Source organism: Halioglobus sp. D3-4 (assembly GCF_055809315.1).
Genome location: NZ_CM147907.1, coordinates 1,217,574 through 1,242,982 on the forward strand (window position 1 = coordinate 1,217,574; position 25,409 = coordinate 1,242,982).

At 55.8% G+C, this 25,409-nt stretch carries 19 protein-coding genes; 8 read left to right on the top strand and 11 right to left on the bottom strand.

Going from position 1 to position 25,409, the window contains the following annotated elements; all coding sequences use genetic code 11:
• Positions 1–29 precede the first annotated feature (29 nt).
• The 3 genes from AC0L6S_RS05200 to AC0L6S_RS05210 are packed head-to-tail and all read right to left on the bottom strand — an operon-like array spanning position 30 to position 6,866.
• Entirely contained in the window at positions 30–749 is a 720-nt protein-coding gene (locus AC0L6S_RS05200; protein WP_473427369.1) for an NAD-dependent deacylase, read from the bottom strand.
• Positions 721–4,143, bottom strand: coding sequence for a UvrD-helicase domain-containing protein (locus AC0L6S_RS05205; protein ID WP_473427370.1), 3,423 nt, complete (start codon positions 4,141–4,143; stop codon positions 721–723). The genes AC0L6S_RS05200 and AC0L6S_RS05205 overlap by 29 nt, the downstream gene beginning before the upstream one ends.
• Positions 4,140–6,866 (bottom strand): PD-(D/E)XK nuclease family protein, encoded by a 2,727-nt coding sequence (locus AC0L6S_RS05210; protein ID WP_473427371.1) that lies wholly within the window; start codon positions 6,864–6,866, stop codon positions 4,140–4,142. Before AC0L6S_RS05210 ends, AC0L6S_RS05205 begins: the two co-directional genes overlap by 4 nt.
• A gap of 155 nt (positions 6,867–7,021) precedes the next feature.
• Between AC0L6S_RS05210 and AC0L6S_RS05215 the strand changes: the two genes are divergently transcribed.
• Positions 7,022–8,104 carry a 3-deoxy-7-phosphoheptulonate synthase gene (locus AC0L6S_RS05215; RefSeq protein ID WP_473427372.1) on the top strand — a complete coding sequence of 361 codons (1,083 nt, stop codon included), beginning with the start codon at positions 7,022–7,024 and terminating at the stop codon, positions 8,102–8,104.
• A 33-nt stretch (positions 8,105–8,137) separates the two neighbouring features.
• On the opposite strand, the gene nfuA is transcribed toward AC0L6S_RS05215, so the two are convergent.
• Positions 8,138–8,713, bottom strand: coding sequence for a Fe-S biogenesis protein NfuA (nfuA, locus tag AC0L6S_RS05220; protein ID WP_473427373.1), 576 nt, complete (start codon positions 8,711–8,713; stop codon positions 8,138–8,140).
• A 206-nt stretch (positions 8,714–8,919) separates the two neighbouring features.
• On the opposite strand from nfuA, the gene metH reads away from it, so the two are divergent.
• Both metH and AC0L6S_RS05230 read left to right on the top strand, forming a co-directional pair.
• Complete coding sequence (gene metH / locus AC0L6S_RS05225) at positions 8,920–12,609, top strand: methionine synthase (RefSeq protein ID WP_473427374.1); 3,690 nt, start codon at positions 8,920–8,922, stop codon at positions 12,607–12,609.
• Positions 12,610–12,622: 13 nt separating this feature from the next.
• Positions 12,623–12,865, top strand: a complete 243-nt coding sequence (locus tag AC0L6S_RS05230; RefSeq protein ID WP_473427375.1) for a DUF2970 domain-containing protein — start codon at positions 12,623–12,625, stop codon at positions 12,863–12,865.
• Positions 12,866–12,894: 29 nt separating this feature from the next.
• On the opposite strand, the gene AC0L6S_RS05235 is transcribed toward AC0L6S_RS05230, so the two are convergent.
• Entirely contained in the window at positions 12,895–13,017 is a 123-nt protein-coding gene (locus tag AC0L6S_RS05235; RefSeq protein ID WP_473427376.1) for a methionine synthase, read from the bottom strand.
• A 218-nt stretch (positions 13,018–13,235) separates the two neighbouring features.
• Here AC0L6S_RS05235 and AC0L6S_RS05240 point away from each other — a divergent pair, with 218 nt between their 5' ends.
• The 3 genes from AC0L6S_RS05240 (at position 13,236) to AC0L6S_RS05250 (ending at position 16,598) form a co-directional block, all read left to right on the top strand.
• Positions 13,236–14,900 carry a nitrite/sulfite reductase gene (locus tag AC0L6S_RS05240; RefSeq protein ID WP_473427377.1) on the top strand — a complete coding sequence of 555 codons (1,665 nt, stop codon included), beginning with the start codon at positions 13,236–13,238 and terminating at the stop codon, positions 14,898–14,900.
• Positions 14,884–15,351, top strand: coding sequence for a DUF934 domain-containing protein (locus tag AC0L6S_RS05245; RefSeq protein ID WP_473427378.1), 468 nt, complete (start codon positions 14,884–14,886; stop codon positions 15,349–15,351). The genes AC0L6S_RS05240 and AC0L6S_RS05245 overlap by 17 nt, the downstream gene beginning before the upstream one ends.
• A 71-nt stretch (positions 15,352–15,422) precedes the next feature.
• Positions 15,423–16,598: a cation:proton antiporter domain-containing protein gene (locus AC0L6S_RS05250; RefSeq protein WP_473427379.1), complete on the top strand. Its 1,176-nt coding sequence runs from the start codon at positions 15,423–15,425 to the stop codon at positions 16,596–16,598.
• 94 nt (positions 16,599–16,692) lie between these two features.
• Here the strand turns inward: AC0L6S_RS05250 and AC0L6S_RS05255 are convergent, their stop codons facing one another.
• Together AC0L6S_RS05255 and AC0L6S_RS05260 are read right to left on the bottom strand one after the other, a co-directional pair.
• Complete coding sequence (locus AC0L6S_RS05255) at positions 16,693–17,622, bottom strand: electron transfer flavoprotein subunit alpha/FixB family protein (protein WP_473427380.1); 930 nt, start codon at positions 17,620–17,622, stop codon at positions 16,693–16,695.
• Positions 17,619–18,371 carry an electron transfer flavoprotein subunit beta/FixA family protein gene (locus tag AC0L6S_RS05260; RefSeq protein WP_473427381.1) on the bottom strand — a complete coding sequence of 251 codons (753 nt, stop codon included), beginning with the start codon at positions 18,369–18,371 and terminating at the stop codon, positions 17,619–17,621. The genes AC0L6S_RS05255 and AC0L6S_RS05260 overlap by 4 nt, the downstream gene beginning before the upstream one ends.
• 269 nt (positions 18,372–18,640) lie before the next feature.
• Here AC0L6S_RS05260 and AC0L6S_RS05265 point away from each other — a divergent pair, with 269 nt between their 5' ends.
• Positions 18,641–20,293 (top strand): electron transfer flavoprotein-ubiquinone oxidoreductase, encoded by a 1,653-nt coding sequence (locus AC0L6S_RS05265; RefSeq protein ID WP_473427382.1) that lies wholly within the window; start codon positions 18,641–18,643, stop codon positions 20,291–20,293.
• Positions 20,294–20,333: 40 nt separating this feature from the next.
• On the opposite strand, the gene AC0L6S_RS05270 is transcribed toward AC0L6S_RS05265, so the two are convergent.
• The gene (locus AC0L6S_RS05270; protein WP_473427383.1) at positions 20,334–20,870 is read right to left on the bottom strand and encodes a DUF1285 domain-containing protein; all 537 of its coding nucleotides are present in this window, start codon (positions 20,868–20,870) and stop codon (positions 20,334–20,336) included.
• Positions 20,871–21,029: 159 nt separating this feature from the next.
• Here AC0L6S_RS05270 and AC0L6S_RS05275 point away from each other — a divergent pair, with 159 nt between their 5' ends.
• Positions 21,030–21,878: a YiiX/YebB-like N1pC/P60 family cysteine hydrolase gene (locus tag AC0L6S_RS05275; RefSeq protein ID WP_473427384.1), complete on the top strand. Its 849-nt coding sequence runs from the start codon at positions 21,030–21,032 to the stop codon at positions 21,876–21,878.
• A gap of 45 nt (positions 21,879–21,923) precedes the next feature.
• Here AC0L6S_RS05275 and AC0L6S_RS05280 read toward each other — a convergent pair whose 3' ends face one another.
• The 3 genes from AC0L6S_RS05280 to AC0L6S_RS05290 form a co-directional block, all read right to left on the bottom strand.
• The gene (locus AC0L6S_RS05280) at positions 21,924–23,108 is read right to left on the bottom strand and encodes a phosphoglycerate dehydrogenase (RefSeq protein WP_473427385.1); all 1,185 of its coding nucleotides are present in this window, start codon (positions 23,106–23,108) and stop codon (positions 21,924–21,926) included.
• Between the two features lie 18 nt (positions 23,109–23,126).
• The gene (locus AC0L6S_RS05285; protein ID WP_473427386.1) at positions 23,127–24,998 is read right to left on the bottom strand and encodes a SurA N-terminal domain-containing protein; all 1,872 of its coding nucleotides are present in this window, start codon (positions 24,996–24,998) and stop codon (positions 23,127–23,129) included.
• Positions 24,999–25,129: 131 nt separating this feature from the next.
• Positions 25,130–25,405, bottom strand: coding sequence for an HU family DNA-binding protein (locus AC0L6S_RS05290; protein ID WP_159170824.1), 276 nt, complete (start codon positions 25,403–25,405; stop codon positions 25,130–25,132).
• Between the last annotated feature and the right edge of the window lie 4 nt (positions 25,406–25,409).

Here is a 25,409-nt window from a genome sequence, read left to right on the forward strand (position 1 = left end):
CCGGTGTTGTGACGGGCGGCGCGCTGCGTTCAATCGTCCAGCAGTTCCTCCACCAACGCGGCCACTTCGCGACTGGCCGCTCCACAGCGTTGCTGGTGAAAGAACCCCGTCACCTCGCTCACTTCCCTATTGATTTCAATAGTCTGCGCACCGGCTGCACGCGCCTCTTGGACAAAACCTGCTGCGGGATAGACTACACCAGAGGTCCCCGCGGCAATAAACAGATCGCAACTGCGCAGCATGGCAGCGATAGTATCCATCTGATAGGGTATTTCGCCGAACCAGACGATATCCGGACGCAGCCTGCCTGCCACCTGGCAACGCGGACAGCGGCTGCTGCCGTCGTAGTCTTCAGCAGCCGGTTGGGCCACGGAGCAGGCCTGGCACAGCATGCTGTTCAACTGGCCGTGCATATGGCAGACCTGCTCGCTACCGCCCCGCTCATGCAGGTCATCGACATTCTGGGTCACCAGAAATACTTCTCCATCAAACTGCGATTGCAGTCGCGCAAACGCCCGGTGGGCCTCGTTGGGTTGAACATCGCGGAGCTGTTTTCTGCGAGCGTTATAGAAGCGATACACCAGTCCAGGGTCGCGCTCAAAGGCTTCTGGCGTCGCTATTTCCATGGGATCGTGCTTTTCCCATAGGCCGTCTGAGTCGCGAAAGGTCGCCAGCCCCGACTCCGCTGATACACCGGCTCCCGTCAGTATCACGATCTGGTTAAAGTGGCGTCCGTTTACCTGTGTCATCAATTGGCTCCGCGTTAGTCGGGTCGGTGTCACACTGTACTGCCGGCAGATCCAGCTCTTCGATGATATGCAATTGTCCCAGTGCTGTAAAAAACAGGGCACAGCGCACCGGCTGTGGGCCCAGTTCGCGTACTGCATCCCGATAACCCCGCAGCTGCTCACAGTAGGCAGCACTTTCGCGGATAAAAAAGACCTCGTCCGATTCACCGGTTGCCGGAGCACTACTCTTGTAGTCGATCACCCAGCGCACGCCGGTGTCGGCATCAATGAAGCTTCTGTCGACAATAATGTCACGGATGCGCTGCTGCGAGTCGACAGCGGTAAGTGCCCATTCGCTATGTGCATCGCGGTGTTTGCCCGAGAGCACCCAGCGCCCTGCTCCTCCGGGATGCAGTGCGTTGTCAATAGCACGTCGCACCGACTGCAGCGCCTGGTGAAGCGTCTCGTCGCGCAGGCCCTCGCGCTGTAATGAGATTCGCCATTGCAGGATATCCTTATCGCTGGCTGCAGTCGGCAGTATGGCCCGTTGAGATAGCGATTCCATTGCACTGTGAATAACATTGCCGATGCTTCTGTCGATAGCACTTGCGATAAAGGGGGTGGCGTAGTCGCCAGTTTCTCGCAGCCCCGCGAGGTCGGGGTCAACCGCTGATGGGAGCGCGACGCGCGCCAGACGCATCAGCGGGATTGTTTGCCGCACGGCAGTGGTTGCGGGCGGTTGGTCGGCTGCCGAGTCCAGTTGCATTTGTTGAGCGAACGTCGGCCATATCGGGCTTAACAGGCTGAGTTTGGCGGGCGTTGCGGAGACTCCTGTCGCCGTATCCGTTTTGATCACCGCGGTTAACAGCAGTTGCCCGATAGCTCTGGTCGTGCCGACATACAGTAGTCGCGTGGCCTCCAATAGGAGTTTCTTTTGTCGTTGCAGGCGGAGGTAGTTGTACAGTGTGGGCACATCGGGCTTGCTGTGATCGTCGGCCGCCAGCAGGAAGGACCATTCGCCGTCGGCATTGCGGTACTCGTCCCATAGTAGCAGCTCACGGCTATCGCTGCGGGGCGAGCCGTCCAGATGTGGAATGATAACCCGGTCAAACTCCAGCCCTTTGGCTTTATGCAATGTCAGTAGATGGATCTTGCTGTCAGGATCACGGGCAATCATAAAACGTTTTTCCACACTTTGTGTCAGCCAGTCAAGGTCAAACCCCACCCCTTCGGCCTCGGCTATTTCCAGTAGCTGAAAAAAATTCTCGACGTCGAGCAGTCTGTCCTCGTTTACTGCGCACTGTGGGCCACCGATTTCTACCCATGCCTGTTCCACCCAGATACGCAGGCTGAGTCTGTCGCGCTTCTCCCGAGCCTTGCGCAATGCTGCAATGACGTGGCGCAAACGATATCGGCCGTCCTCGCTGATTGCTTCTAGCGTCACGGGTTGCTGAATAATCGACCAGATCGGCGTGTAGGGCGCACTCGCATCCATGCGCGCAATTGTTAGTAGATCCTCCAGCCTGAGACCGCACCACGGGGCGCGCAGCAGTGCCATCCACGATAGCCTGTCGGCATCGCTGGACAGAGCCCGACACAGGGTCAGCAAGTCGGCTACCACGGGGGATTGCGCCAGGCTGTCCATATCCGGCGCATTGTATGGAATCCCGAGATGCTTCAATTGCCGGACTATCGGCTGCAGGTGGCTGCGCGTGCGCCCCAGAACCGCTACGGTTTCTTCACCGCTGGCGAGGCTGTCTGCAATACTCTCGCAGACAAACTGCACTTCGCGCTGGCGCGCGTCACCACCTGAAAAGGCCTGCATCGTCACTGCCGGTTCTATTCGGCCGGGCCTTACCGCGGTAGCCCGACTGAAGCGCACCTGAGCGCGGCCTGCGTCATTGGTGCTGGGGAACGCAGATTCAAAGGTGTCATTGATCCAGTCCACCACGCCCTTATCCGAGCGGAAATTGCAACGCAGCTTCAGGTATTGTGGTACGACCCCGTTGAAACCTTCACTGTGCGCCTTCAGAAACAGGCCTACATTGGCTCCACGGAAGCCATAGATTGACTGCATACCGTCGCCGACGATCATCAAGGTTCGCGGTGCAGCGGGGTTCTGCTCATTGTATTCACCCCAGCCCCGGGTCAGTTTTTGCATTAGCTCGTATTGTGTAACCGCTGTATCCTGGAATTCGTCCACCAGAATGTGGTCTATCCGGTAGTCCAGGCGCAACGCGAGTTCTGTGGGAGCATCATCTTCACCCAGCGCCACAAGCGCGGACTGCGCCACCTGAGTGTGGTCCACCACACCTTGTCGCTGAAAGACCAGCAGCAACTGCGCTGCCAATGTGGGCAACAGCCGTGACAGGTGCAGCACCAGGCGCCATGACTCACTGTCGGCCTCCTGTGCAGGAAGTGACTGCACCGTGGCAAGCGCCTCCTGCAAGCCATCGATGGCTTGCAGTTCAAGCAGCAATGACTGCCACTGCTTTTTACGTTGCTCTGGTTCGCCTTTACCGCTGGGAAACCCCTCCGTTTTGGTGATTTTCCTGCGCCACTCGCCTTTTTTTGTCAGCACCAGATTGCGCAAACTGCGCCACAGTGGAAGTTCCTCGGCAACAGGCAGTGGAAAGTGTGAGGGCACTGTCTGATGAAGATTCATTGCTGAGAACTGCATTATCTCCAGTAACTCGCCGCACAAGGCTGCCAATTTTTGGCTGACCTCTCCCAGCTCATGGCTGATCATTGCGGCCACTGTTTCGATTAGGTAGTTTTCAGCCTCGTGAGGAGCGTGGTGAAGCCCGACGTAGTCGCGCCATTGCTCGCGACGTGCCAGCATCGATACCAGCAGTGCCTGTAGGCGCTGCCAGTCGTTATCAAAGTGTTGTAGCAGCGCGGTCAGGTCGTCGGAGACCGGGTGATCCGCACCCAGCAGCTTATACAGTTCCTGCACCGCCTCTTCATACAGGGCAGTCACATCATCCTTGATGCGCGCTGGGCCGCCAAACTGGCTGAGCACCGGCATCTGTCGCGTTAACCCGGCGCAGAAACTGTCGATGGTTTTAATGTTGAAGCGGGAAATATGTCCCAGCAGCTGCCATTCACCGCGCGCATCGGCGGCCAGCGCCTGCTCCGCCAGCGTGCGGGTGACGCGCTGATGCGAATTGTCGCAGGGCGTGTTTTCCCGTGCATTGTGCAGAGATTCCAGCACCCGCTCGCGCATTTCAGCAGCCGCTTTGCGGGTAAATGTGATCGCCAGTATCTGCTCGGGACGCTGCACTCTGGCCAGCAGATTGAGATAGCGCTGTATCAGTAACTCAGTCTTGCCCGAGCCGGCCGGTGCACTGACACAGACGCTGCGTAGCGGATCTATCGCCGCCACGCGCTCAGCGGAGTCTGCAAGTTCGCTCAACCTGTATGCTCCCAATCTGTGCGCTCAAATTCCTCGTGCTGTTGATCCGCGCTTTGCACATTTACGGTATCAATTCGGCACAGCGCCTGCCTTTTGCACCATGTGCAGCTCGATGTCGACAATGGATCGACCTGCGCGGCTCCCGAGACATATGCATTGGCGAGGCGTTCGAGCGTATGGCGCCAGGACGCGCTCAGCGCTGCCCAGTCCTTTACCTCCATTAAGGATGCGCTTCCTCGAGACCGCGTGGTGGCGACACCGGGCGCTGCCGCCGTTGTCCCCAGCCCCGTGAAGCCACATTCGCGCGGGCGCACAGTGGCAAATGCCAGGCCAGTGACGGTCTCTGGTTCCGCAATGCTGTAGAGTAACAGCTGTGGGCGGGCCGGCCTGTCGCCCATCCAGTCCCCGACGCTACTCCGACTGGATTTGTAGTCGATAATGACGCGCCCCCCGTCGGACAATTCATCGATCCGGTCGACGCGCAGTTGTATCTGTATGCCAGACAGCTCAATTGCCATGCCCTGTTCTCGCGCCGCAACCGTGAACTTACTGCGATGGCGTTCCACCTCAAGCCACTCCTGCAGCAACGTGGTTAATCGTGCCTCTTCCAACTGCCAAAAGGCTGCGCTGAGCCTGCGCTGCCGACGGCCCGGGATGCCTGCGATGGCTGTTTGGACCGCATGTTTGACAGTTTGTCGTTGTCGCTCGTCATCCAGCTGCTGCAGTGTCGTTGAGTCTCGCAGATCACCCCATAGAGTATGCAGCGCGGCGTGTAACAAGGAACCTCGATCAGCGCTAGATAACCCCACATAAAACTCAGGGATTGGCTCAACCTTGAGGCGGTGTTGCGCGAAAGCTCTAAAGGGACACTGGGACTGGTGTTCCAGCAGTGCACTGCCGCCCTTGATAGTGGTATTTGGCTCGGGTTGCAGCTGCGGCGCGCGATTATCGTCAAGCGCCTCCAGCTGTGCAGTGTTGAGCGACGCTCGCCAGCTGTCGGCGACCGGATCGGGAGTGGTTATCGGTTGCTCGGTAAATTCCTTTAGCAGTGAACTAGGAAGATCGGGTACACCGTCAACCTGCCGACAATAGCTCCCGTGCAAAACCCGACTTGTGCGCGCATATTGCCGCAACAGTGCAGCGGAGAAAGCCCATTCCCGCTCCGGACTGGCATGCGGCATCTGCAGACGGGTCTGCAGCGCGATTGGAATAAATGCGTTGGGGCGCGGCGATGCCGGCCAACTCGCCCCCTGCATACCGCACAGCCAAAGGTGATCAAAACTCAGGCCGGCCGCCTCCAGTGGGCCCAGTATCTGAATGGGGCTGTCGGCTGTCTGTGGCTGCGACATCTGCCTTGAGCAACAATTTCGCAGCAATGCAAGCGCTTCATTGAACGGCAACGGCTCGGTGACGGTATCGAATGTGGCGAACTCATCGAGCGTACGCTGCCATAGCGCCAATTGCTGGAATTCCAGTGAGTCCAGCGGTTGTTTGCCGGGCCAGCCCCAGATACTCAGCATTGCACCGAAACGCACCAGCCACTCTGATGGCCGTGCGGGGTGACGCAGCCCGGGGGTGGCCCGCAGGGCGTCCAGCTGCTGCACCAGTGGCAGTGCTTTTTCCGCTCGCGCCTGAACGGCATTGGCCTCGTTGCGTACCTCGGTAATCGGAAGAACCGCCCTGCCCTGCGTATACAATTCGCGGATGAACTTCTGTGTGAGCGCGCTGTTTGCATCGGGTATGTGCAAGAAGCGAGAATGCAGCAACCCCTCGATTGCCGCTATGCTCGTTTCCTGCAGGCCTAGCGCTAAAACTGCCAGTGCATCGCGAACCAGCGGCGCGCTATCGAGGGGGATACCGGTCGAAAAATTAACCGGCAGGCTGGCATAGGTCTGCCCCAGGCAATCGAACTCTCGCCGCAGCAGGTATTCCAGTGGCACGCGATCGGCTGCCATATCGCTGAGTACGATACCGATGGTGGTGTTCGGTTCAGCGCGGTGTAACTCCGCCGCCCAGTGCGCAACGCACTGCAGTTCCGAGCGTTTGTCACTGCATGGATGCAACAGGCTTTCGGCAGTAGTGGCACCATGGTCAACCTCCCTGACCTCTGCACACAGCGCCTCAAGTGCTGCTCTCAGCGCGGGGGCGAGGGTATCAAATTCGACAAGAGCGACTCTGGTAGCTCCGTTTTTACCGCCGAGCGTCGGCAACTGCACCAGGCAGTCAGCCGCGGTGCACAGCGAATCCTGTTGCAACCGCCGCTCAAACAGATCTACCCATTGCAAAAATGTGCAACAGTCGCCATCCAGTTCGAATTGTTGCCTGATTTCGGGGCGTTTCCAGTCCACTTGCCAGCGCAACAGGGTATCGCGTGCCTGGGCCGCGATTTCAGCTGCGCCTGAGGGCCTTAAGAGTTGCAGGTCTGGCGACTGCTGCTGTTGAAGACTGATGATCTGTCGCCATACTTCGACGGCTTGCGCCGCCGTTATCACAACTTGCGGTGGCAGAATTCCTTCGTTGACCGCGACTTGCCACTGCGCTTCCAGCCAAGTCTCCAATGGCTGTACAGACAGCGGTTCCCATACACGTAATCCCGCGGCCATCTGGCGCGCATCCCATTGGGCCTTGATGCGCCGTGCCAGTCGGAAATTGGGCGTCAGCAGTGTATAGCCCTGCCTGATCAGAGGCTCAAGCGCAGTGATGTCGTAAAGGCCGGGGGCCAAGGTTCTTCTCCTGGATAGGGAATGGTACCGCGCAGGCGCCTACACAAAGGTCGGCGACTACTATAGAATTCTGCGCCCCCGTTGCTGTCCATGTGGACACTTTAGGCATTGTAGCCTCCGGGTTCGATCAGAAAAGACTTTATCAGGTAGTGACGATGAGCAACACCAAAGTACACAATGTGAATGTCGCCTCGCAGGACATATTGATTACGCCCGAGCAATTGAAGTCCGCTCTGCCGATGTCCGAGACTGTTGAAAACACACTCACACAGAGCCGCCAGATCATTGAGAACATTCTGGATGGGCGCGACCCCCGTATCTTTGTGGTGGTTGGCCCCTGCTCCATACACGACCCGAACGCGGCTCTGGAGTACGCCAGACGCCTGAAAGCACTGGCAGATGAGCTCGACGATACCCTGTACATCGTGATGCGAGTGTACTTTGAGAAGCCGCGCACAACCGTTGGCTGGAAGGGGCTGGTTAACGATCCCTTCCTGGATGACTCATTCAATATCGAAGAGGGCCTGCACATTGCCCGCAAGCTGTTGCTGGACATTCTGGAGATCGGCCTCCCCACGTCCACGGAAGCGCTCGACCCCATCTCGCCGCAATACCTGCAGGATCTGGTGAGTTGGACCGCTATTGGCGCACGCACCACAGAGTCACAGACGCACCGGGAGATGGCCAGCGGGCTGTCCAGTGCCGTGGGTTTCAAAAACGGTACAGATGGCGGCCTCACAGTCGCTACCAATGCGCTGAATTCGGTGGCCAACCCACACCGATTCCTGGGCATCAATGGTCAAGGCCAGGTGTCTGTATTTACTACCAAGGGCAATCGCTACGGTCATATCGTCCTGCGCGGCGGTGCAACCGGCCCGAACTATGATTCGGTGCATATCAAGCTCTGTGAAGACGCACTGGCCAAGGCCGGTGTCTCCGGCAATATTATGGTTGACTGCAGTCATGCCAACTCCAACAAGCAGCCGGAGTTGCAGCCGCTGGTAGTAGAAAACGTGGCCAACCAGATACTTGAGGGCAACACCTCGATTATCGGGCTGATGATAGAAAGTAATTTACACGCTGGGAACCAGGCTATTCCCACTGACCTGAGCAAGTTGGAGTACGGAGTATCCGTCACGGATGGGTGTATCGATTGGGAGACTACCGAAAGCTGCCTGCGAACGATGCGCGAGCGCATCAAGGATACGTTGGTATCCCGCAACCGCCCGGCTGCCTGACGGGCCGGTGCGGCGTTGAGCGGTCGCTACTCCTTAATAATAGGCTTGGGATGTATCGCTGTGGTCAGTTGTATCGGCCACCCCGGTGAGTTGCGGAATCTGCTCCAACAGCGTCTTTTCCACACCGCCCTTGAGCGTTTGATCTACCGCACTGCACCCCTGGCAGCCGCCGCCAAACTGTAGAACCGCGACAGATTTTTCGGTGATTTCCACCAAGCTGACCTCACCGCCGTGTGCTGCCAGCGCAGGGTTGACCTCGTTGTAGAGGACATAATTGACGCGGTCTTCCAGCGAACTGTTTTCGTCCACTCTGGGCAGTTTGGCATTGGGCGCCTTGATCGTCAGCTGACCGCCCATGCGATCCTTGGCGTAGTCCACCAGAGCGTCCTCCAGGAAGGGCAGGCTCTTTTCTTCATACCACACCTTGAATTTGGGCAATTCTACCTGTTGATCCGCCTCGTGCACGTCATCCTTGCGACAGTAGGCGATACAGGTTTCAGCGCGGGGTGTGCCGGGCTGATTGATGAAGATACGAACGCCCAGAGCATCTTCCTGCTTGGACAACAATTCAGCCAGGTAGTCCTGTGCCGATTCAGTGATTGTGACCATTGCGCGATCCATTCCGAGTAAAATACTCGGGTATTGTAACAAACTTGCCTGCCAAGTGTGAATGATGCAGGCAACCGATCTCCAATGAGGCTTACAATCTGTTAAGATTGGCGTCCTTTTTGGGGACGGGAATGCCACTGGTTGCCCCTTCCTGGGGCACTTTTGAGTTCAGATATATTTCGGGCACGTTTAAGGCACTATTTATTATGGCAACGGTGAAGGACAACTCGGGGCTTGAGGAAGCTCTAAAGCAGCGCATTCTTATAATTGACGGCGCCATGGGGACGATGATTCAGGCAGAAGGCCTCACTGAAGCCGACTTTCGGGGTGAGCGCTTCGCCGATCATGGCTCCGACCTCAAGGGCAACAATGAATTGCTCAGCCTTACCCGGCCGGACATTATCTCCAAGATCCATCGCGCCTTTCTCGAGGCCGGTGCCGACATCATAGAAACCAATACGTTTGGCAGTTCAGCGGTAGCGCAGGCCGATTACGACCTGAGCGAGCTCGCCGAGGAGCAGAATCTGGCGGCAGCTAAACTTGCCCGGCAGGTGGCCGATGAGTACACAGCGAAGACCCCGGAAAAACCGCGCTTTGTCGCTGGGGTACTGGGGCCTACACCCAAAACGGCGTCTATCTCACCCGATGTCAACGATCCCGGTGCGCGCAGCATCAGCTTTGATACATTGCGCGAAGATTACGCCAGAGCGACGCGAGCGCTGATTGCCGGCGGTGTTGATCTGATAATGATCGAAACCATTTTCGACACACTTAACGCCAAGGCGGCGATCTTTGCGGTCAAAGAAGTGTTCGAAGAGTTGGGTCAGGAACTGCCGATCATGATCTCAGTGACGTTCCCGGATATCAGCGGGCGGGTACTGTCGGGCCAGAACCCGGAAGCTTTCTGGAATGCGGTAGCCCATGCCAAGCCATTGATAGTGGGAAGTAACTGCGGTCGCCCCTACCGCGAGATCCGCCCATTTGTGGAGGAGCTGTCAAAAGCCTGTGATTGCTATTTCAGCGCACATCTCAATGCTGGCCTGCCCAACGCGTTTGGTGAATTCGACGAGACACCCGATATCATGGAGCAGGATTTCCGGGAGTTCTCCTCCCGCGGTTTCCTCAATCTGGCCGGCGGGTGCTGCGGCACCACACCGGCGCACATTCGCGCGATTGCGGACGCTTGCAAAGACGCCACTCCCCGCCCGCTGCCGACACATGAGCCGGCATGCCGCCTGAGCGGGCTGGAGGCCTTCAACATCACTGCCGACAGCCTGTTTGTCAACGTCGGAGAGCGCTGCAATGTGACGGGTTCCGCCAAGTTCAAGCGCCTGATTATGGACGGCCGCTTTGATGAGGCACTGGACGTCGCTCGCAACCAGGTTGAGGACGGCGCACAGGTGATCGACGTCAATATGGATGAGGGCATGCTGGATTCTGAGGCGGCGATGGACACCTTCCTCAACCTGATTGCCTCTGAACCGGACATCAGCCGTGTCCCCATCATGGTGGATTCCTCGAAATGGAATGTGATTGAAGCCGGCCTCAAGTGTATCCAGGGCAAGGCAATCGTGAACTCCATCAGCCTGAAAGCGGGAGAGGAAGAATTCCTTGCGCAGGCCCATCTCTGCCAGCGCTATGGCGCAGCGGTTGTCGTCATGGCTTTTGACGAAGAGGGTCAGGCCGACAACCTGCAGCGGCGCAAGGACATCTGCAAACGTTGCTACGACCTACTGGTGGACGAGCTGGATTTCAACCCCAACGATATAATCTTCGACCCGAATATCTTCGCCATTGCCACCGGTATTGCAGAGCATAACAACTACGCGGTGGAGTTCATTGAAGCGACCCGCTATATCAAGGCTGAACTTCCAGGCGCTCTGGTATCGGGGGGTGTATCCAATGTCTCATTCTCCTTCCGCGGCAATAATGCCGTGCGCGAGGCGATTCACTCTGTATTCCTGTACCACGCGATCAAGGCTGGCATGGATATGGGTATTGTTAACGCGGGCCAGCTGGCTGTTTACGACGAGTTGCCCGCAGAGTTGCGCGACGTGGTCGAGGACGTGATTCTCAATCGTACGGAAGATGGCTCTGAGCGTCTTTTGGAACTGGCCGAAAGATACCGGGATTCCGGTGGTACTGAGGCGCGCGTCGAGGATCTCAGCTGGCGAGAGGAAGATGTGGAGAAACGCCTCGCGCACGCATTGGTCAAGGGTATCAATACCTGGATTGTCGAGGACGCTGAGGAAGCGAGGCTGAAACTTGACCGCCCAATCCAGGTCATTGAAGGGCCGCTGATGGACGGCATGAATATCGTCGGTGAGCTGTTTGGCACCGGCAAGATGTTTCTGCCCCAGGTGGTCAAGAGTGCCCGCGTGATGAAGCAGGCTGTGGCGCATTTGCAACCGTATATAGAAATGGACAAGGTTGGCGGCAACTCAACCAACGGCAAAATCCTGATGGCGACTGTCAAGGGCGACGTACACGATATCGGCAAGAATATTGTGGGCATCGTGTTGCAGTGTAACAACTTCGAGGTCATCGACCTCGGTGTCATGGTGCACTGTGAAAAGATACTTGAGGTCGCGCGCGAGGAAAACGTCGACGTTATCGGTCTTAGCGGGCTGATCACCCCCTCGCTGGATGAAATGGCGCATGTCGCCGCTGAAATGCAGCGACTGGATTTCAATATCCCGCTGATGATAGGCGGCGCAACCACATCCAAGGCGCACACCGCAGTGAAAATTGATCCCCAGTACAGCGGTGATGTGGTGGTCTATGTCCCCGATGCGTCCCGCAGCGTTTCCGTGGTCACGCAGCTTGTCGGTCAGGGTAAAGAGAAGTTCGTCAACGACTTGCGCAATGAATATATCACCGTGCGCGAGAGAGTGGCCAATCGCAAGCCGCGTGAGAAAGAACTCACTTATGAGCGGGCCGTCGCGAATGCAATACAGCTTGACTGGGACAACTACCAGCCACCGCGCCCTTCGTTTATTGGCACCCGTGTGTTCGACGATTTTCCGCTGGCAGATCTGGTCGACACGATCGACTGGACACCCTTCTTCATCACCTGGGAACTGTCCGGCAAGTTTCCCAGGATACTCGAAGACGAGGTGGTTGGCCCTCAGGCGCAGGAGCTGTATCGCGATGCCCAGGCGATGTTGAAACGCATCGTCGATGAAAAACTGTTCACCGCGAAAGCGGTAGTGGGCTTTTGGCCGGCGGCGCGCAAAGGCGCTGACGATATCGAGGTTTACGCCGATGAATCGCGCGATGCGCCTATTGCCACCCTGCATCACCTGCGGCAGCAGACCGAGAAACCCGATGGTAAGCCAAATGCCAGTCTGGCAGATTTTATCGCACCGGCCGATAGCGGAGTCAGTGATTATATCGGCGGGTTCTGTGTTACCACGGGCCACGGTGTCGAGGAGTTGGCCGCACAATATGCTGCCCAACACGATGATTACAATGGCATTCTGTTAAAATCGCTGGCCGACCGCCTGGCGGAATCTTTCGCCGAGTATCTGCATCGTCTGGTTCGCAAGGAGTTGTGGGGCTACGACGCGGATGAAGCGCTGAGCGTCGATGAGCTGATCCGCGAGGACTATCGGGGCATACGGCCCGCTCCCGGCTATCCGGCCTGTCCCGACCACACAGAAAAGACCGCGCTGTTCAGCTTACTTGATGCCAGCGAGGCCGCCGGTGTCCAGCTGACGGAAAGTTTCGCAATGACACCGCCCTCTTCCGTCAGCGGCTTCTATTTTTCACACCCCGAGTCCCGCTACTTTGCAGTGGGTAAAGTCGGTCGCGACCAGATCGAGGATCAGGCACGGCGCAAGGGAGAGCCCGTGGAAGAACTTGAGCGCTGGCTGCGTCCCAATTTGAGCTATTGAGGGAGAAATTTACTTGAACGACTCAGTTGACAGAACGCCTGACTCCCAGGAGCCACCCCGCAAATTGAACCCTTTGCAGATCATAGCCAGCGTGTTTGCGGCAGGCCTGGGTGTGCAGAGCAGCAAGAATCGGGAAAGGGATTTTAAACAGGGCCGTATCGGCGTATTTATCGCGGCAGGCATTATTTTTACCCTGCTGTTTATAGCCACGGTGATGTTCGTGGTACAGACAGTAATAGAAAATGCCGGACAATGACGTTGTGAGGTGTCATTCCGGCATAGTCATCAGGAAGGCATACCTGATAACCAGATGTACATAGTGGTCACCACGATCGTGATAATCGCCACCGCGGCGATGGCATCAGCGGCGCCGTCAGCGTCGCGCTCACTGTTCGTTTGATCGGTCATTCTTTTCTCCAGATATGAAGTTGTAAGGGCGCCGCATTATAGCAATATTTTGCGCAATCAAAAGAGCTGACAACAAGGTGTGAAGAATTGCCGAAAACTGGCTCGTTCATTCTAAGCTTATGAAAATTATGACTATTTGTTCGCACACATTTTCTGGTATGGTAGCGCCCTTTTCTTCACCAGAGCGCTTTGGCCATGGGCCGGAGCAGGACGAGTAAATGTACGTTTACGACCAGTATGACCAGAAAATCATCGATGAGCGCGTCGCTCAGTTTCGCGACCAGACGGCGCGTTTTCTCGACGGAAAGATCTCTGAAACTGAGTTCCTGCCGTTGCGATTGCAGAATGGTCTGTACCTGCAGCGGCAGGCACCGATGCTTCGCATTGCCGTGCCCTACGGGTTGTTGAACAGCAAGCAGCTGCGTAAGTTGGCCGATATCACTCGCCGCTATGACAAGGGTTATGCCCATATCAGCACACGGCAGAATATACAGCTGAACTGGCCAGCGCTGACCGATGTCCCTGACATCCTCGCAGAGCTCGCCACTGTGCAGATGCACGCTATACAGACCAGCGGCAACTGTGTGCGCAACACCACCACCGACCAATTCGCCGGTGTGGCCCGCGACGAACTCGAGGACCCACGCCCTTACTGTGAAATTATTCGGCAGTGGTCGACGCTACACCCGGAATTTGCGTTCCTGCCACGCAAGTTCAAGATCGCGGTCTGTGGCTCCACCGAAGACCGCGCTGCAATACACCATCACGATATAGGGCTGGAATTACTGGCCAACGAACGGGGCGAGATCGGCCTGAAGGTTCTTGTGGGCGGCGGCCTGGGGCGGACACCCGCGATCGGCTCTGTGATCTGCGAGTGGCTCGAGAAGGAGCACTTGCTGACTTATCTGGAGGCCATCCTGCGTGTGTATAACAAACACGGGCGGCGCGACAACAAGTTCAAGGCGCGCATCAAGATACTGGTGCGGGCGATGGGCGTAGAGGCGTTCAGAGAGGCTGTAGAGAAGGAATGGGCGAACCTCAAGGATGGCCCCACGACCCTGACAGAGGAGGAGCTGGAGCGGGCTCGTTCGTTCTTTGACGCTCCTGACTACGCCGTTCTAGATGGGGCACGGGCTGCAACAGAGTTGCAAACGGCATGCGATGGCGATGCCATTTTCGGCAACTGGGTGCAACGCAATACGCTGGAGCACCGGGTACCGGGCTACCGTATCGTGACCGTCTCGCTAAAATCTACGGGCTATGCCCCCGGTGATGTAACCGCGGAACAACTCGAACTGATCGCGGCACTGGCTGACCAGTATTCATTTGGTGAAATCCGCAGCACGCACGAACAGAACATGGTGCTCGGTGATGTGCCCATGTCGCAGTTGTATGCATTGTGGCAGAGCCTGCAGGCTGCTGGATTGGCGACCCCCAATATCGGTTACCTCACCGATATTATCTGCTGTCCCGGTGGTGATTACTGCTCGCTGGCCAATGCGAAGTCCCTGCCAGTGGCAGAAGCCATCCAGGCGCGCTTTGATGACCTGGACTATGTCTATGATCTGGGGCCGCTAGAACTCAATATCAGCGGCTGTATGAACGCCTGTGGACACCACCACATTGGTCATATCGGCATACTAGGTGTGGACAAGAAAGGTCAGGAGTACTACCAGGTCTGCCTCGGAGGCAGCCAGTCCAAAGAAGCATCAATTGGCAAAATACTCGGCCCGTCGTTCAAGCAGGAAGACATGCCGGATGTCATCGATACCATCCTCTCCACCTATGTGGCACTGCGCCAGGAAGAGGAAAGCTTTCTCGACACCTATCGACGCGTCGGGAACGAGCCCTTTAAGGAGCGCGTATATGCCCCGACTCATTAAAAATGGCAAGGTCGTCGACGACATTTGGGCGGCCCTCGACCATACGGCCAGTGCTGTGCCGGCCGGACAGATATGCACGCTGGAGCAGTGGTTGCAATTGCCGGACAAGAAAGGCAGCGGTGTGCAGCTCGAACCAGGCGAGGAGCCCGATGTGCTGTTTGATTACCTGCAGGACATAGAACTGGTTGTCATCAACTTTCCGGTGTTCACAGATGGCCGCGGGTTTACCTATGCCAGGCGACTGCGCGAACAGGGCTATCACGGCGAATTGCGCGCCGGTGGTCACTTTATCCGCGATCAACTTACCTACCTGCGACGCTGTGGCTTTGACGCATTTCAGATGAGTAAGGAATGCGAATTGGAGTCAGCTCTGAATAGTCTCAGTGACTTTACCGAATTCTATCAGGCTGCCGACGACCAACCGCTACCCCTGTTTCGCAGAAGGGTCTGACTCCCCGGCTGATTTCCTATCCGGCCGAGCTTTGTTTACACTCGTAGCCGGCAGGCACGTAAGAGCGGCACATGGAACTCAGCAGTATCACCTTTTCGTTTTTTCTGATTTTCAGCGGGGCAGCTGTGTTTGCCTCTATCGCGCTCTACACACGTCAGCCCCTGATCATTGCGTATATTGCGCTCGGTGCCTGCATCGGACCCTACGGTCTGTCGATGGTGACAGATCTCAAATTACTCTCTGACATCGGTCACGTCGGCATCATTTTCCTGCTGTTCCTGCTCGGTCTGGACATGCAGCCCCAGGCACTGTGGTCCACGCTGCGCAAATCGACGGTGGTCGCCGTTTTCAGCTCGGCCATCTTCCTGGCTATGGGTTCTGCCGTGCCGATGCTGTTTGGCTATTCATTGCAGGACAGTCTCGTCGTCGGTGCGGCCATGATGTTTTCCTCGACGATTATCGGAATTAAGCTACTGCCGACAACGGTGTTACATCACCGCCATATCGGCGAGCTGATGATCGGCCTGCTGTTGTTACAGGATCTGCTCGCTATCGTCGTACTGATGGTGCTGCTCAGTGCTGCCGCCGGTGGCGACAATAGTATGGGCGGTGAACTGGTGATGTCACTGCTCAGCCTTCCCCTTCTCGCAGGCGCCGCTGTGCTGGTTGTGCGATATGCCCTGCTCCCCCTGATCACCCGCTATGACCGTTTTCACGAGTATATATTCTTGCTCGCGCTGGGTTGGTGCCTCGGCATGGCGGAGGCTGCCCACGCGCTGGGTTTATCGGCAGAAATTGGCGCCTTTATAGCGGGGATCAGTATCGCTACCAGCCCGATATCGCAGTATATTGCGGTCAACCTGAAGCCGCTGCGGGATTTCTTCCTGATCCTGTTTTTCTTCTCTGTGGGCGCGCGTTTCGATCTCGCGGTACTCAATCAGGTACTGCTGCCTACCCTGTTTTTGGCTGTACTGGTTCTGGGTATCAAGCCTGTTGTCTACCGGTTTCTGCTGAAAGGGGTCAGCGAAAAGCGCACGCTGGGCTGGGATTTGGGTTTTCGCTTGGGACAGGCCAGTGAGTTCTCGTTGTTGATTGCTTACGTCGCTGCAGCGGGGGCACTGATTTCAGAGCAGGCCTCACTGTTGATACAGGCCACCACCATTCTTACGCTACTAGCCTCCTCCTACATCGTCGTACTCAACTATCCTACGCCTATTGCCATTTCGGAACGTTTGCGCAGGGACTGATCCAGTCGGTAATTTGCGCAGTGGTAGTTCAGTCTGTCAAAAGCGGGCGAAAAAAAACCGGCCATGAAGACCGGTTTCTTTAACATCAATACCTTTACAGGCTGGATTCGAGTTCCGGAAGTGCATCAAACAGATCCGCGACAAGCCCGTAGTCTGCGACCTGGAAGATAGGTGCGTCCTCGTCCTTGTTGATGGCGACAATGACTTTGGAATCCTTCATGCCAGCCAGATGCTGAATCGCGCCGGAGATACCCACAGCGATGTACAGGTCGGGCGCGACGATTTTGCCGGTCTGGCCTACTTGCATATCGTTGGGCACAAAGCCGGCATCTACTGCGGCGCGGGAAGCACCGATTGCTGCACCGAGTTTGTCTGCGATGCCATCAAGCAGCTTGAAGTTCTCGCCGTTCTGCATACCTCGGCCGCCTGAAATTACCACAGATGCGGATGTCAATTCGGGGCGCTCAGAGACAGCCACCTCCTCGCTTACAAACGCAGAGATACCTGCATCGTGAACGGCGTCCAGTGCTTCAACCGTCGCAGAGCCGCCGGTGGCAGGAGCGGCGTCATAAGCCGTGGTGCGCACAGTGATCACCTTTTTTGCATCAGCGCTCTGTACGGTGGCAATAACGTTGCCAGCGTAAATTGGTCGCTGGAAGGTATCTGCTGACTCGACTGCGGTGACGTCCGATATCTGCGCGACGTCTAGCAGGGCTGCAACACGCGGCAGGAAGTTTTTACAGTTGGCAGTTGCCGGCGCAAGAATATTGTCGTAACCGGCTGCCACTTCAGCAACCAGCAGGCTGACGTTTTCAGGCAACTGGTGTGCATACACCGCGTTATCCGCTACCAGAACCTTGTTGATGCCCGGAATAGCTGCTGCCGCTTCAGACACTGCGCCACAATCGGCACCGGCTATCAGTATATCGATATCGCCACCAATCGCTTGGGCGGCAGCAACCGTGTTCAGCGTGGCAGTTTTCAGGCTGCTGTTGTCGTGTTCCGCTATAACCAGAGTACTCATGATATTACCTTTGCTTCGTTCTTCAGTTTATCAACCAACTCCTGTACATCACTGACCTTGATGCCGGCCTGACGCGCTGCAGGGGGAGCTACTTTTACCTGCGTGAGGTGTGAGGTGACAGCCACGCCCAACTCGTCGGGTGTGAGTACGTCCAAAGGCTTCTTCTTGGCCTTCATAATATTGGGCAGTGAAGCGTAACGCGGCTCATTGAGGCGCAAATCGGTAGTCACAATGGCGGGAAGGCTCAGGCTGACTGTCTGCATACCACCGTCAATTTCACGTGTGACGTTCACCTTGTCGCCATCTACAACCACTTCGGAGGCAAAAGTGCCCTGGCCCATGTTAGCGAGTGCTCCAAGCATTTGGCCTGTCTGGTTATTGTCACCGTCAATGGACTGTTTACCCAGAATAACCAGTTGTGGCTGTTCCTTGTCAACGACAGCTTTGAGGAGCTTGGCGACGACCAGCGGTTCCACCTTGCCATCCACATCGACCTGAATACCGCGGTCAGCACCCAGTGCCAGAGCGGTACGGATCTGCTCCTGACAGGCTTTCTCGCCAACCGATACGACAACAACTTCAGTCGCAACGCCAGCTTCCTTCAGGCGCACTGCTTCCTCGACGGCTATTTCACAAAAGGGATTGATGGACATTTTGACGTTGTTCAGATCGACATCACTGCCATCGGCTTTGGCGCGTACTTTCACGTTGTAATCAACGACGCGCTTTACAGCAACAAGAACCTTCATGGATTCTCCATAGAATTTTCAGGTGGGTTAAAGGCGGCTGCAACGGTAAAATTTCATTGCAAGCCATTGAACTAGGCGGCGTATGTTGCCCATAAATGACGGTGGGGTCAAGGGCCACGCGGCCTGCCCGGGACCCGCCCCGTCGGTGGTCGCAGGATAATCTGTTCCCAACTTTATAGTTTTTAATCGTTGAAAATTATATACTTGTGGCCTTTTCAGAGATCGGATCGAGCGTCCGAGCCAGTAAACCAACCCAAGAGGACAGCGCAGTGGAACGTGAATCTATGGAATTTGATGTTGTGATCGTAGGCGCCGGTCCGTCCGGGCTGTCCGCCGCGTGTCGCATCATGCAACTGGCTCAGGAGAAAGGGCAGGAAATCACTGTTTGTGTAGTGGAAAAAGGTTCCGAGGTCGGGGCTCATATACTTTCAGGTGCTGTGCTTGAGCCACGCGCACTTAACGAGCTGTTCCCCAACTGGAAAGAACTCGAAGCACCCGTCAAGACAGAAGTCAAAGGTGACAGGTTCTTCTTTTACCTCAGCCAAACCAGTGCGATAAAACTGCCTAACTTCATGATTCCCAAGCCTACACACAATGAAGGCAACTATATCGTCTCCATGGGTAATGTGTGTCGCTGGTTGTCCGAGCAGGCTGAGGGCATGGGCGTAGAGGTTTATCCGGGCTTTGCAGCTGCCGAAATTCTGTACCATGAGGATGGGCGCGTCAAAGGTATCGCAACCGGCGATATGGGTGTGGGCGCCAACGGTGAACACAAGGACAGCTACATGCCCGGCATGGAGCTGCATGCAAAATACACCCTGTTTGCCGAGGGCTGCCGGGGCCACCTCGGTAAACAACTGATCGAGAAGTTCTCACTGGCAGAAGGTAAAGATCCACAGCACTACGGGATCGGGATCAAGGAGATCTGGGAGATCCCCCCCGAAAAGCATGAGGAAGGGCTTGTGATACACGGCCTGGGCTGGCCTCTCAGCGAGAGTAATTCCGGTGGTGGGGCATTCATGTACCACGCCGAGAACAACCAGGTTTACATCGGCCTGATAGCAGACCTGAACTACAGCAACCCCCATATGAGCCCGTTCGAAGAGTTTCAGCGGTGGAAGCACCACAGCGAGACTGTAAAGTATCTCGAGGGTGGCACACGCATTGTCTATGGCGCGCGCGCGATCACCAAGGGTGGCTTTAACTCACTGCCGAAGATGCACTTCCCCGGCGGCCTGCTCATTGGCTGCGATGCCGGCACCCTGAACAGCGTGAAAATCAAGGGTAACCACACCGCAATGAAGAGCGGTATGCTGGCGGCGGAAGCCGTGGTAGAAGCACTTGCACAGGGTGATGCCGCCCCGGCTGACCTCGACACCTTTGCGACTAAACTGCAATCTTCCTGGCTGCACGAGGAGTTGTACAGCACGCGAAACTTCTCCGGTTTCATGCACAAGTTTGGCATTCTTGTCGGCTCCGCGATGGTCTGGATCGATCAGAATATCTTCAGGGGCAAACTGCCTTTCACCCTGAACGACAGTAAGCCGGATTTTGCCGCGCTCAAACCGGCGGCTGACTGCAAAAAGCTGGACTACCCGAAGCCCGACAACACTATCAGCTTTGACCGGCTTTCATCGGTGTTCCTGTCCAATACCAACCACGAGGAAGACCAGCCGTGTCACCTCACCCTGCTCGATCCCAGCATACCGCTGGACAAGAACCTGCCCATGTACGACGAGCCCGCACAGCGTTACTGCCCGGCGGGTGTCTACGAAATTGTCGAGGATGAGGCAGGCCAGCGCTTTCAGATCAATGCGCAGAACTGTGTGCACTGCAAGACCTGCGATATCAAGGACCCGGCGCAGAACATCACCTGGGTGACACCCGAAGGCTTCGGCGGACCAAACTACCCCAATATGTAATGGTATTGCGCGAACGGCCGCCGGCTTGAGACTTTGGGTTTTAAGTCGGCATAGAAAACTCGTAATCACCCGAGGTGAGCACGGCCTGGTCACCGCGCATTTCAGCCAACTCAACCAGACGGTACCACGCGGCCCGGGTGCACAGCGCTGTCAGGCCGTGAGGCAGGTTCATCGCTGCGATACCGCCGACCGCCTGATCCAGAAACAGAGAGCATTGTTGGTCTATCTGAACCCGCCTACCGGTATTCAATGTCGCCGCCAATACCCGGCTGTCCCCTTCTTCTACGGCTTCCACATCCGTAACCAGTAGAGCGTGGCTCTCTACATGTATCCGCCATTTCTCGGCTGGCGTGACCAGGTAATACTCGCCGTCGTCCTCCCGCCGCAAGATGCTGGCGAACAGGCGGACCAGGGACTCCCGCTCTATTTTGCCGTCGTCGTGATACCACTCACCCTGAGTGTTGATTACTATCGGGATATCCCCGGACAGTGCGGGATGCCATAAGTGCAGCGGCGGTGTGTCATAGTCTCGGGGTGAACCGATTTTTTCTGTCAGAGATTCCAATGAATCAGCCATGAACTGTTACCCCTCAGTTGGATGTGATTATCAGCAGCGATATGAACTGCGGGCGTTCAGTATCGCCAAATTGTGCGCCACTGCCTACTCTGCCTCTGGTGTCTGTGTGCCGACTGCGATATAACAACATCTATATCACTTCCAAGCGTTAAAAATCCAATGATTAGCTGGATACGCACAATTGTCATCAACTGGCTGAAACGCAAGAAACCGCTGCCCCAATCTCCACTCAGCGACTTCGAACGTATACGGCACGAACTCAAGACGTGTGACGTTCTGCTTGTGGAAGGCCGCACCAGGGCCAGTGAAGTCATCAAGCTGGTGACGCAAAGCAGTTGGTCACATGCAGCACTGTACATTGGCCGCCTGCATGACATCGAAGATCCCCAACTGAGGGAACGCGTCGGTAAATTCTACCCGGGAACGGCGGACAAGCAGTTAATCATTGAAAGTGAACTCGGCCTGGGGACGGTGGTTCGTGGGCTCACTGAGTACGAGCGCGAGCATATCCGTATTTGTCGCCCCAGAGGTCTGTCATACAAGGATAGCCAGAAGGTCATTGCGTATGCGATCGGCCGCCTAGGTACAACCTACGATGTGCGCCAGATATTCGATCTGGCGCGATTCCTGTTTCCCTGGGCAATCCTGCCCCGCCGCTGGCGTTCAACGCTGTTCAGTGTGCACCCTGGGAAAAGTACGCAGACAGTCTGTTCGACCATGATTGCGGAGTCATTCGGGTGCATTCAATTTCCCATATTGCCGCTGGTTAAGCGGGTGGATGCAGACCGGGTACAGTTGTTTCTGCGCAACCCCAAGCTCTGCATTCCCAAACACTTCGACTATTCACCCTACTTCGACATCATCAAATACCCGTTCCTCGATTTTCAATTGCACGCCGACCAACGGCTGCTTCCCTGGCAGGGTCACGCCCGCTTAAGTGCAGAAGAAAAAGGGATGTATATGACGGACAATCAGGAACTGGCGCCACTGAATGACGATATCCAGTAGCGCCCTATCTGGAACTGTAGGTTTCTGGCTTGTAAGCGACTGGCCTTAGGCGCAATCGCCTATCAGGCGAACGTTAATGACGCCCTCTATACCTTGCATTTTTTCCAGCACCGCCGGTGATGGCTGGGTACCGATATCGATCAGGTTGTAGGCAATATCGTCGCGACTCTTGTTGAGCATATCGATAACGTTGATATTTTCATCCGCCAGGATCGACAGGACATTTCCGAGAATTTTGGGCACATTGTCATTGGCCACCGACAGGCGACAGCCACTGACACGGTCCAGCGTCAGCGTGGGGAAATTAACAGAATTGCGTATGTTGCCGTTTTCGAGAAAATCTCGCAGTTGGTCTGCGGCCATAATCGCACAATTATCTTCAGCCTCATCAGTACTCGCACCGATGTGCGGCATCAAAATAACGTCGGGACGACCGATGAGCTCCGGAGTCGGAAAATCAGCGATGTACTTGCGAAACTGTTTGCGGTCCAGCGCTTGTATCAATGCCTGCTGGTCAACGATTTCCTGACGTGCAAAATTGAGCAGACAGCTGTTAGCGGGCATTACCTGCAGCAATTCCTCATTGATCAGGCCGCGAGTTGAATCCAGCACTGGGAGATGGAGGCTCACGTAGTCACACTTCGCGAAAAGTGACGACAGATTTTCGGCGCGGCGCACCTGGCTGGATAAACGCCATGCCGCCTCAACTGACAGCGCGGGATCAAAGCCTATGACTTCCATGCCAAGTGTCAAAGCCATTTCGGCGACCAGTGAACCGATGGCGCCAAGGCCGACGACCCCCAGTGTCTTGCCCACCAGTTCACTACCCTTAAACTGCTTCTTCTGGGCCTCTAGTGTTTTATTAAGCTCGCCTGCATCCTTGATATCTTTCAGTGTGTGTACATAATTCATTCCTTCTACCACGCCGCGCGAGCCGAGCAACATACCAGTTGCTACCAGCTCCTTTACAGCGTTGGCGTTGGCGCCGGGAGAATTGAATACCGGTATACCGCGAGCGGTGCAGCTCGCCACGGGAATGTTATTCACACCGGCACCTGCGCGCGCAACAGCGAGGACAGAGGAAGGAATGTCTTCTTCGCCCAATTTATAGCTGCGCAACAGGATGGCATCCGGTTGCGAAAATTCGCTTGCGATCTCGTAACAGTCGCGGGGCAAGCGCTCCAGCCCCTGCAGCGATATCTGGTTCAGCGTTAGTATGCGTTTAGCCATTTCTGCCTCAAATAAAAATTACAGGATAATAATGTCTGCGCGATTGCGCAGTCCGCTCTGGTACTCCGTGTCGACCAAAGCACCGATCTCACGAGTCAACACCTGCTCCAGTTGCGATTGCTCTGTATCTGCAAGCGATGTGTATTCCCCACGATTTACCTGCAGGAGTTCCAAGACGACTACATCACCATTGGGCATCATCACAAAGTCGGCTGACAGTTCATCGCCAACCGGTGGCGGAAGTTCAAACACTCGTCTTAACGCCTCGGGAGGCACCGCAGTATTGCGTCGATCGGCCGCCAGTTCCAGTTGCACATCGTAGCCTTTGGCCTCGGCCAACTGCTCCATCGAAACGCCTGCCCGCAATTGCGCAAGCGCCTGCGAAGCCTGGGCCGCAACAGCCGCTCTGGCAGACTCTTCAGCGACGGCCGCGATGACGTCTTCGCGCACTTCTGCCAGGGGTTTAACGCGCGGCTGATTGTGCTTGCGTACACTCAACACGACAAACCTGTTGTCAGCAAGTTCGATCACCTCACTGTTATTCCCGGCCTCCAGCACATCTTCCGAGAAGGCTGACTCGATCAGCACGGTATTTGAAAACAATCCTTCGTTCTGTATTCGTGTGACAGAGTCAGCTTTTTCAACGGTCAAACCGAGTTCTCTGGCGGGGTAATCAAGGTTCTCAGCATTGAATGACAAATCTCTGAGGGATTCGACAGTGCGCAGCAGTTCAACGCGTGCTTCTTCGGCCTGAATAGACTCACGCAACTCATCCTGCATTTCCTCGAGGCTGGCGGTCTCGCCGGCTTTGCGTTCAGTTACCAGAATCAGGTGTGTACCCGCATCGGTTTCCACAGGAGCTGACACAACACCGGGCTCCAGCTTAGCGATAACGGCCTCCATTGGCTCCGGGAAGGTTTCTCCACTGGTATATCCAAGATCGCCACCCCTGTCCGAAGAGCCGATATCGTCAGAGAGTGCTTGTGCAACTTCGGCAAAGGATTCGCCGTTGTCGAGTCGCTCTTGCGCCTGTGCTAAACGTGCCTCAATATCGCCCTCAGCATCAGCCTCAAACAAAATATGGGATACCCTACTCTGATTCTGAAACTGAAGATCCATTTTGGCAATTTCGTACGCCTCTCTAACTGCATCCTCATCTACGGGTTGGCGGAAATCGTCCAGTGTCAGTTCGAGATAGTCCAGGTCTACTGACTCGGGCGTACGGAAGTAGTCCTGATGCTCATTGTAGTAGCTTTCTATCTGGGTATCGGTGACATCCGGCATATCAGAGAAACTTTCGCGCTGGATACTGAAATAACGCAGGTCGCGCTGCTCTGCAATCACCTGAGTGTTGAGTTCTAGCTCGGCGGGCGTTACAAACTCGGTGCCCGCCAAACCGCTGCGCAGCTGGCCCATCAACATGTCATCTGCGAGGCTTTGCTTGAAAAACGCCGGGGTATATCCCGCGCCGGACAGCACACCTTTGTAGAGCTCAGGTGAAAACACGCCATCAACCTGAAATTCTTCCATGTTCGCAACCAGCGCGCCGATTTCAGTGTCCGAAATCACCAGCCCTTTCTCATCCGCTGCCTGCATCAACAGCTGGCGGTTGATCAATGCCTCCAGCGCCTGAGGCCCCAATCGCTCGTCGTCTAGCAACGTCGGATCAAAGTTATCTCCCATCATGGAAATAAGGCGGCGTTTCTGGGTGTTCAGTGCCTGCTGTAGCTGTTGTGGATAGATCGGATCACCGTTTACTTCGGCGATTTCGTTGCCACCTCCGCCGACCAGGATCGATTCAATTCCGAAGAATGCAAACGAGATGACAATCAACCCCACGACGATCTTTGCAGCGGTTCCCTGTACATTTTTTCGTATATCTTGAAGCATGAATATTACTCGCGAAAACTAAAAAAAAAGCGCACGGGAGTGTGCGCCTTTTAAACTGAATTCTCAAATGGCCCGTAGGTCGAGTCCAGATGATTACGCAACCTGTGGGCTACGTTTGAATCCTGCGTTTGTCAGGAGTTAACGGCGTCCTTCAACGCTTTACCCGCTTTAAAGCTGGCCACTTTGGAAGCTTTGATTTCGATTGTAGCGCCAGTCTGCGGATTGCGACCGCTGCGCGCATTGCGATTCTTGACAGAGAAAGTGCCAAAGCCGACCAGGGCAACCTGCTCTCCCATCTTTAATTCGTTTGTAATGCTATCAAGTACGGCATCCAATGCCCGCCCAGCAGATGCTTTTGGTAGATCAGCTGCTGTAGCAATCGCGTCAATCAGTTCAGTTTTGTTCACAATT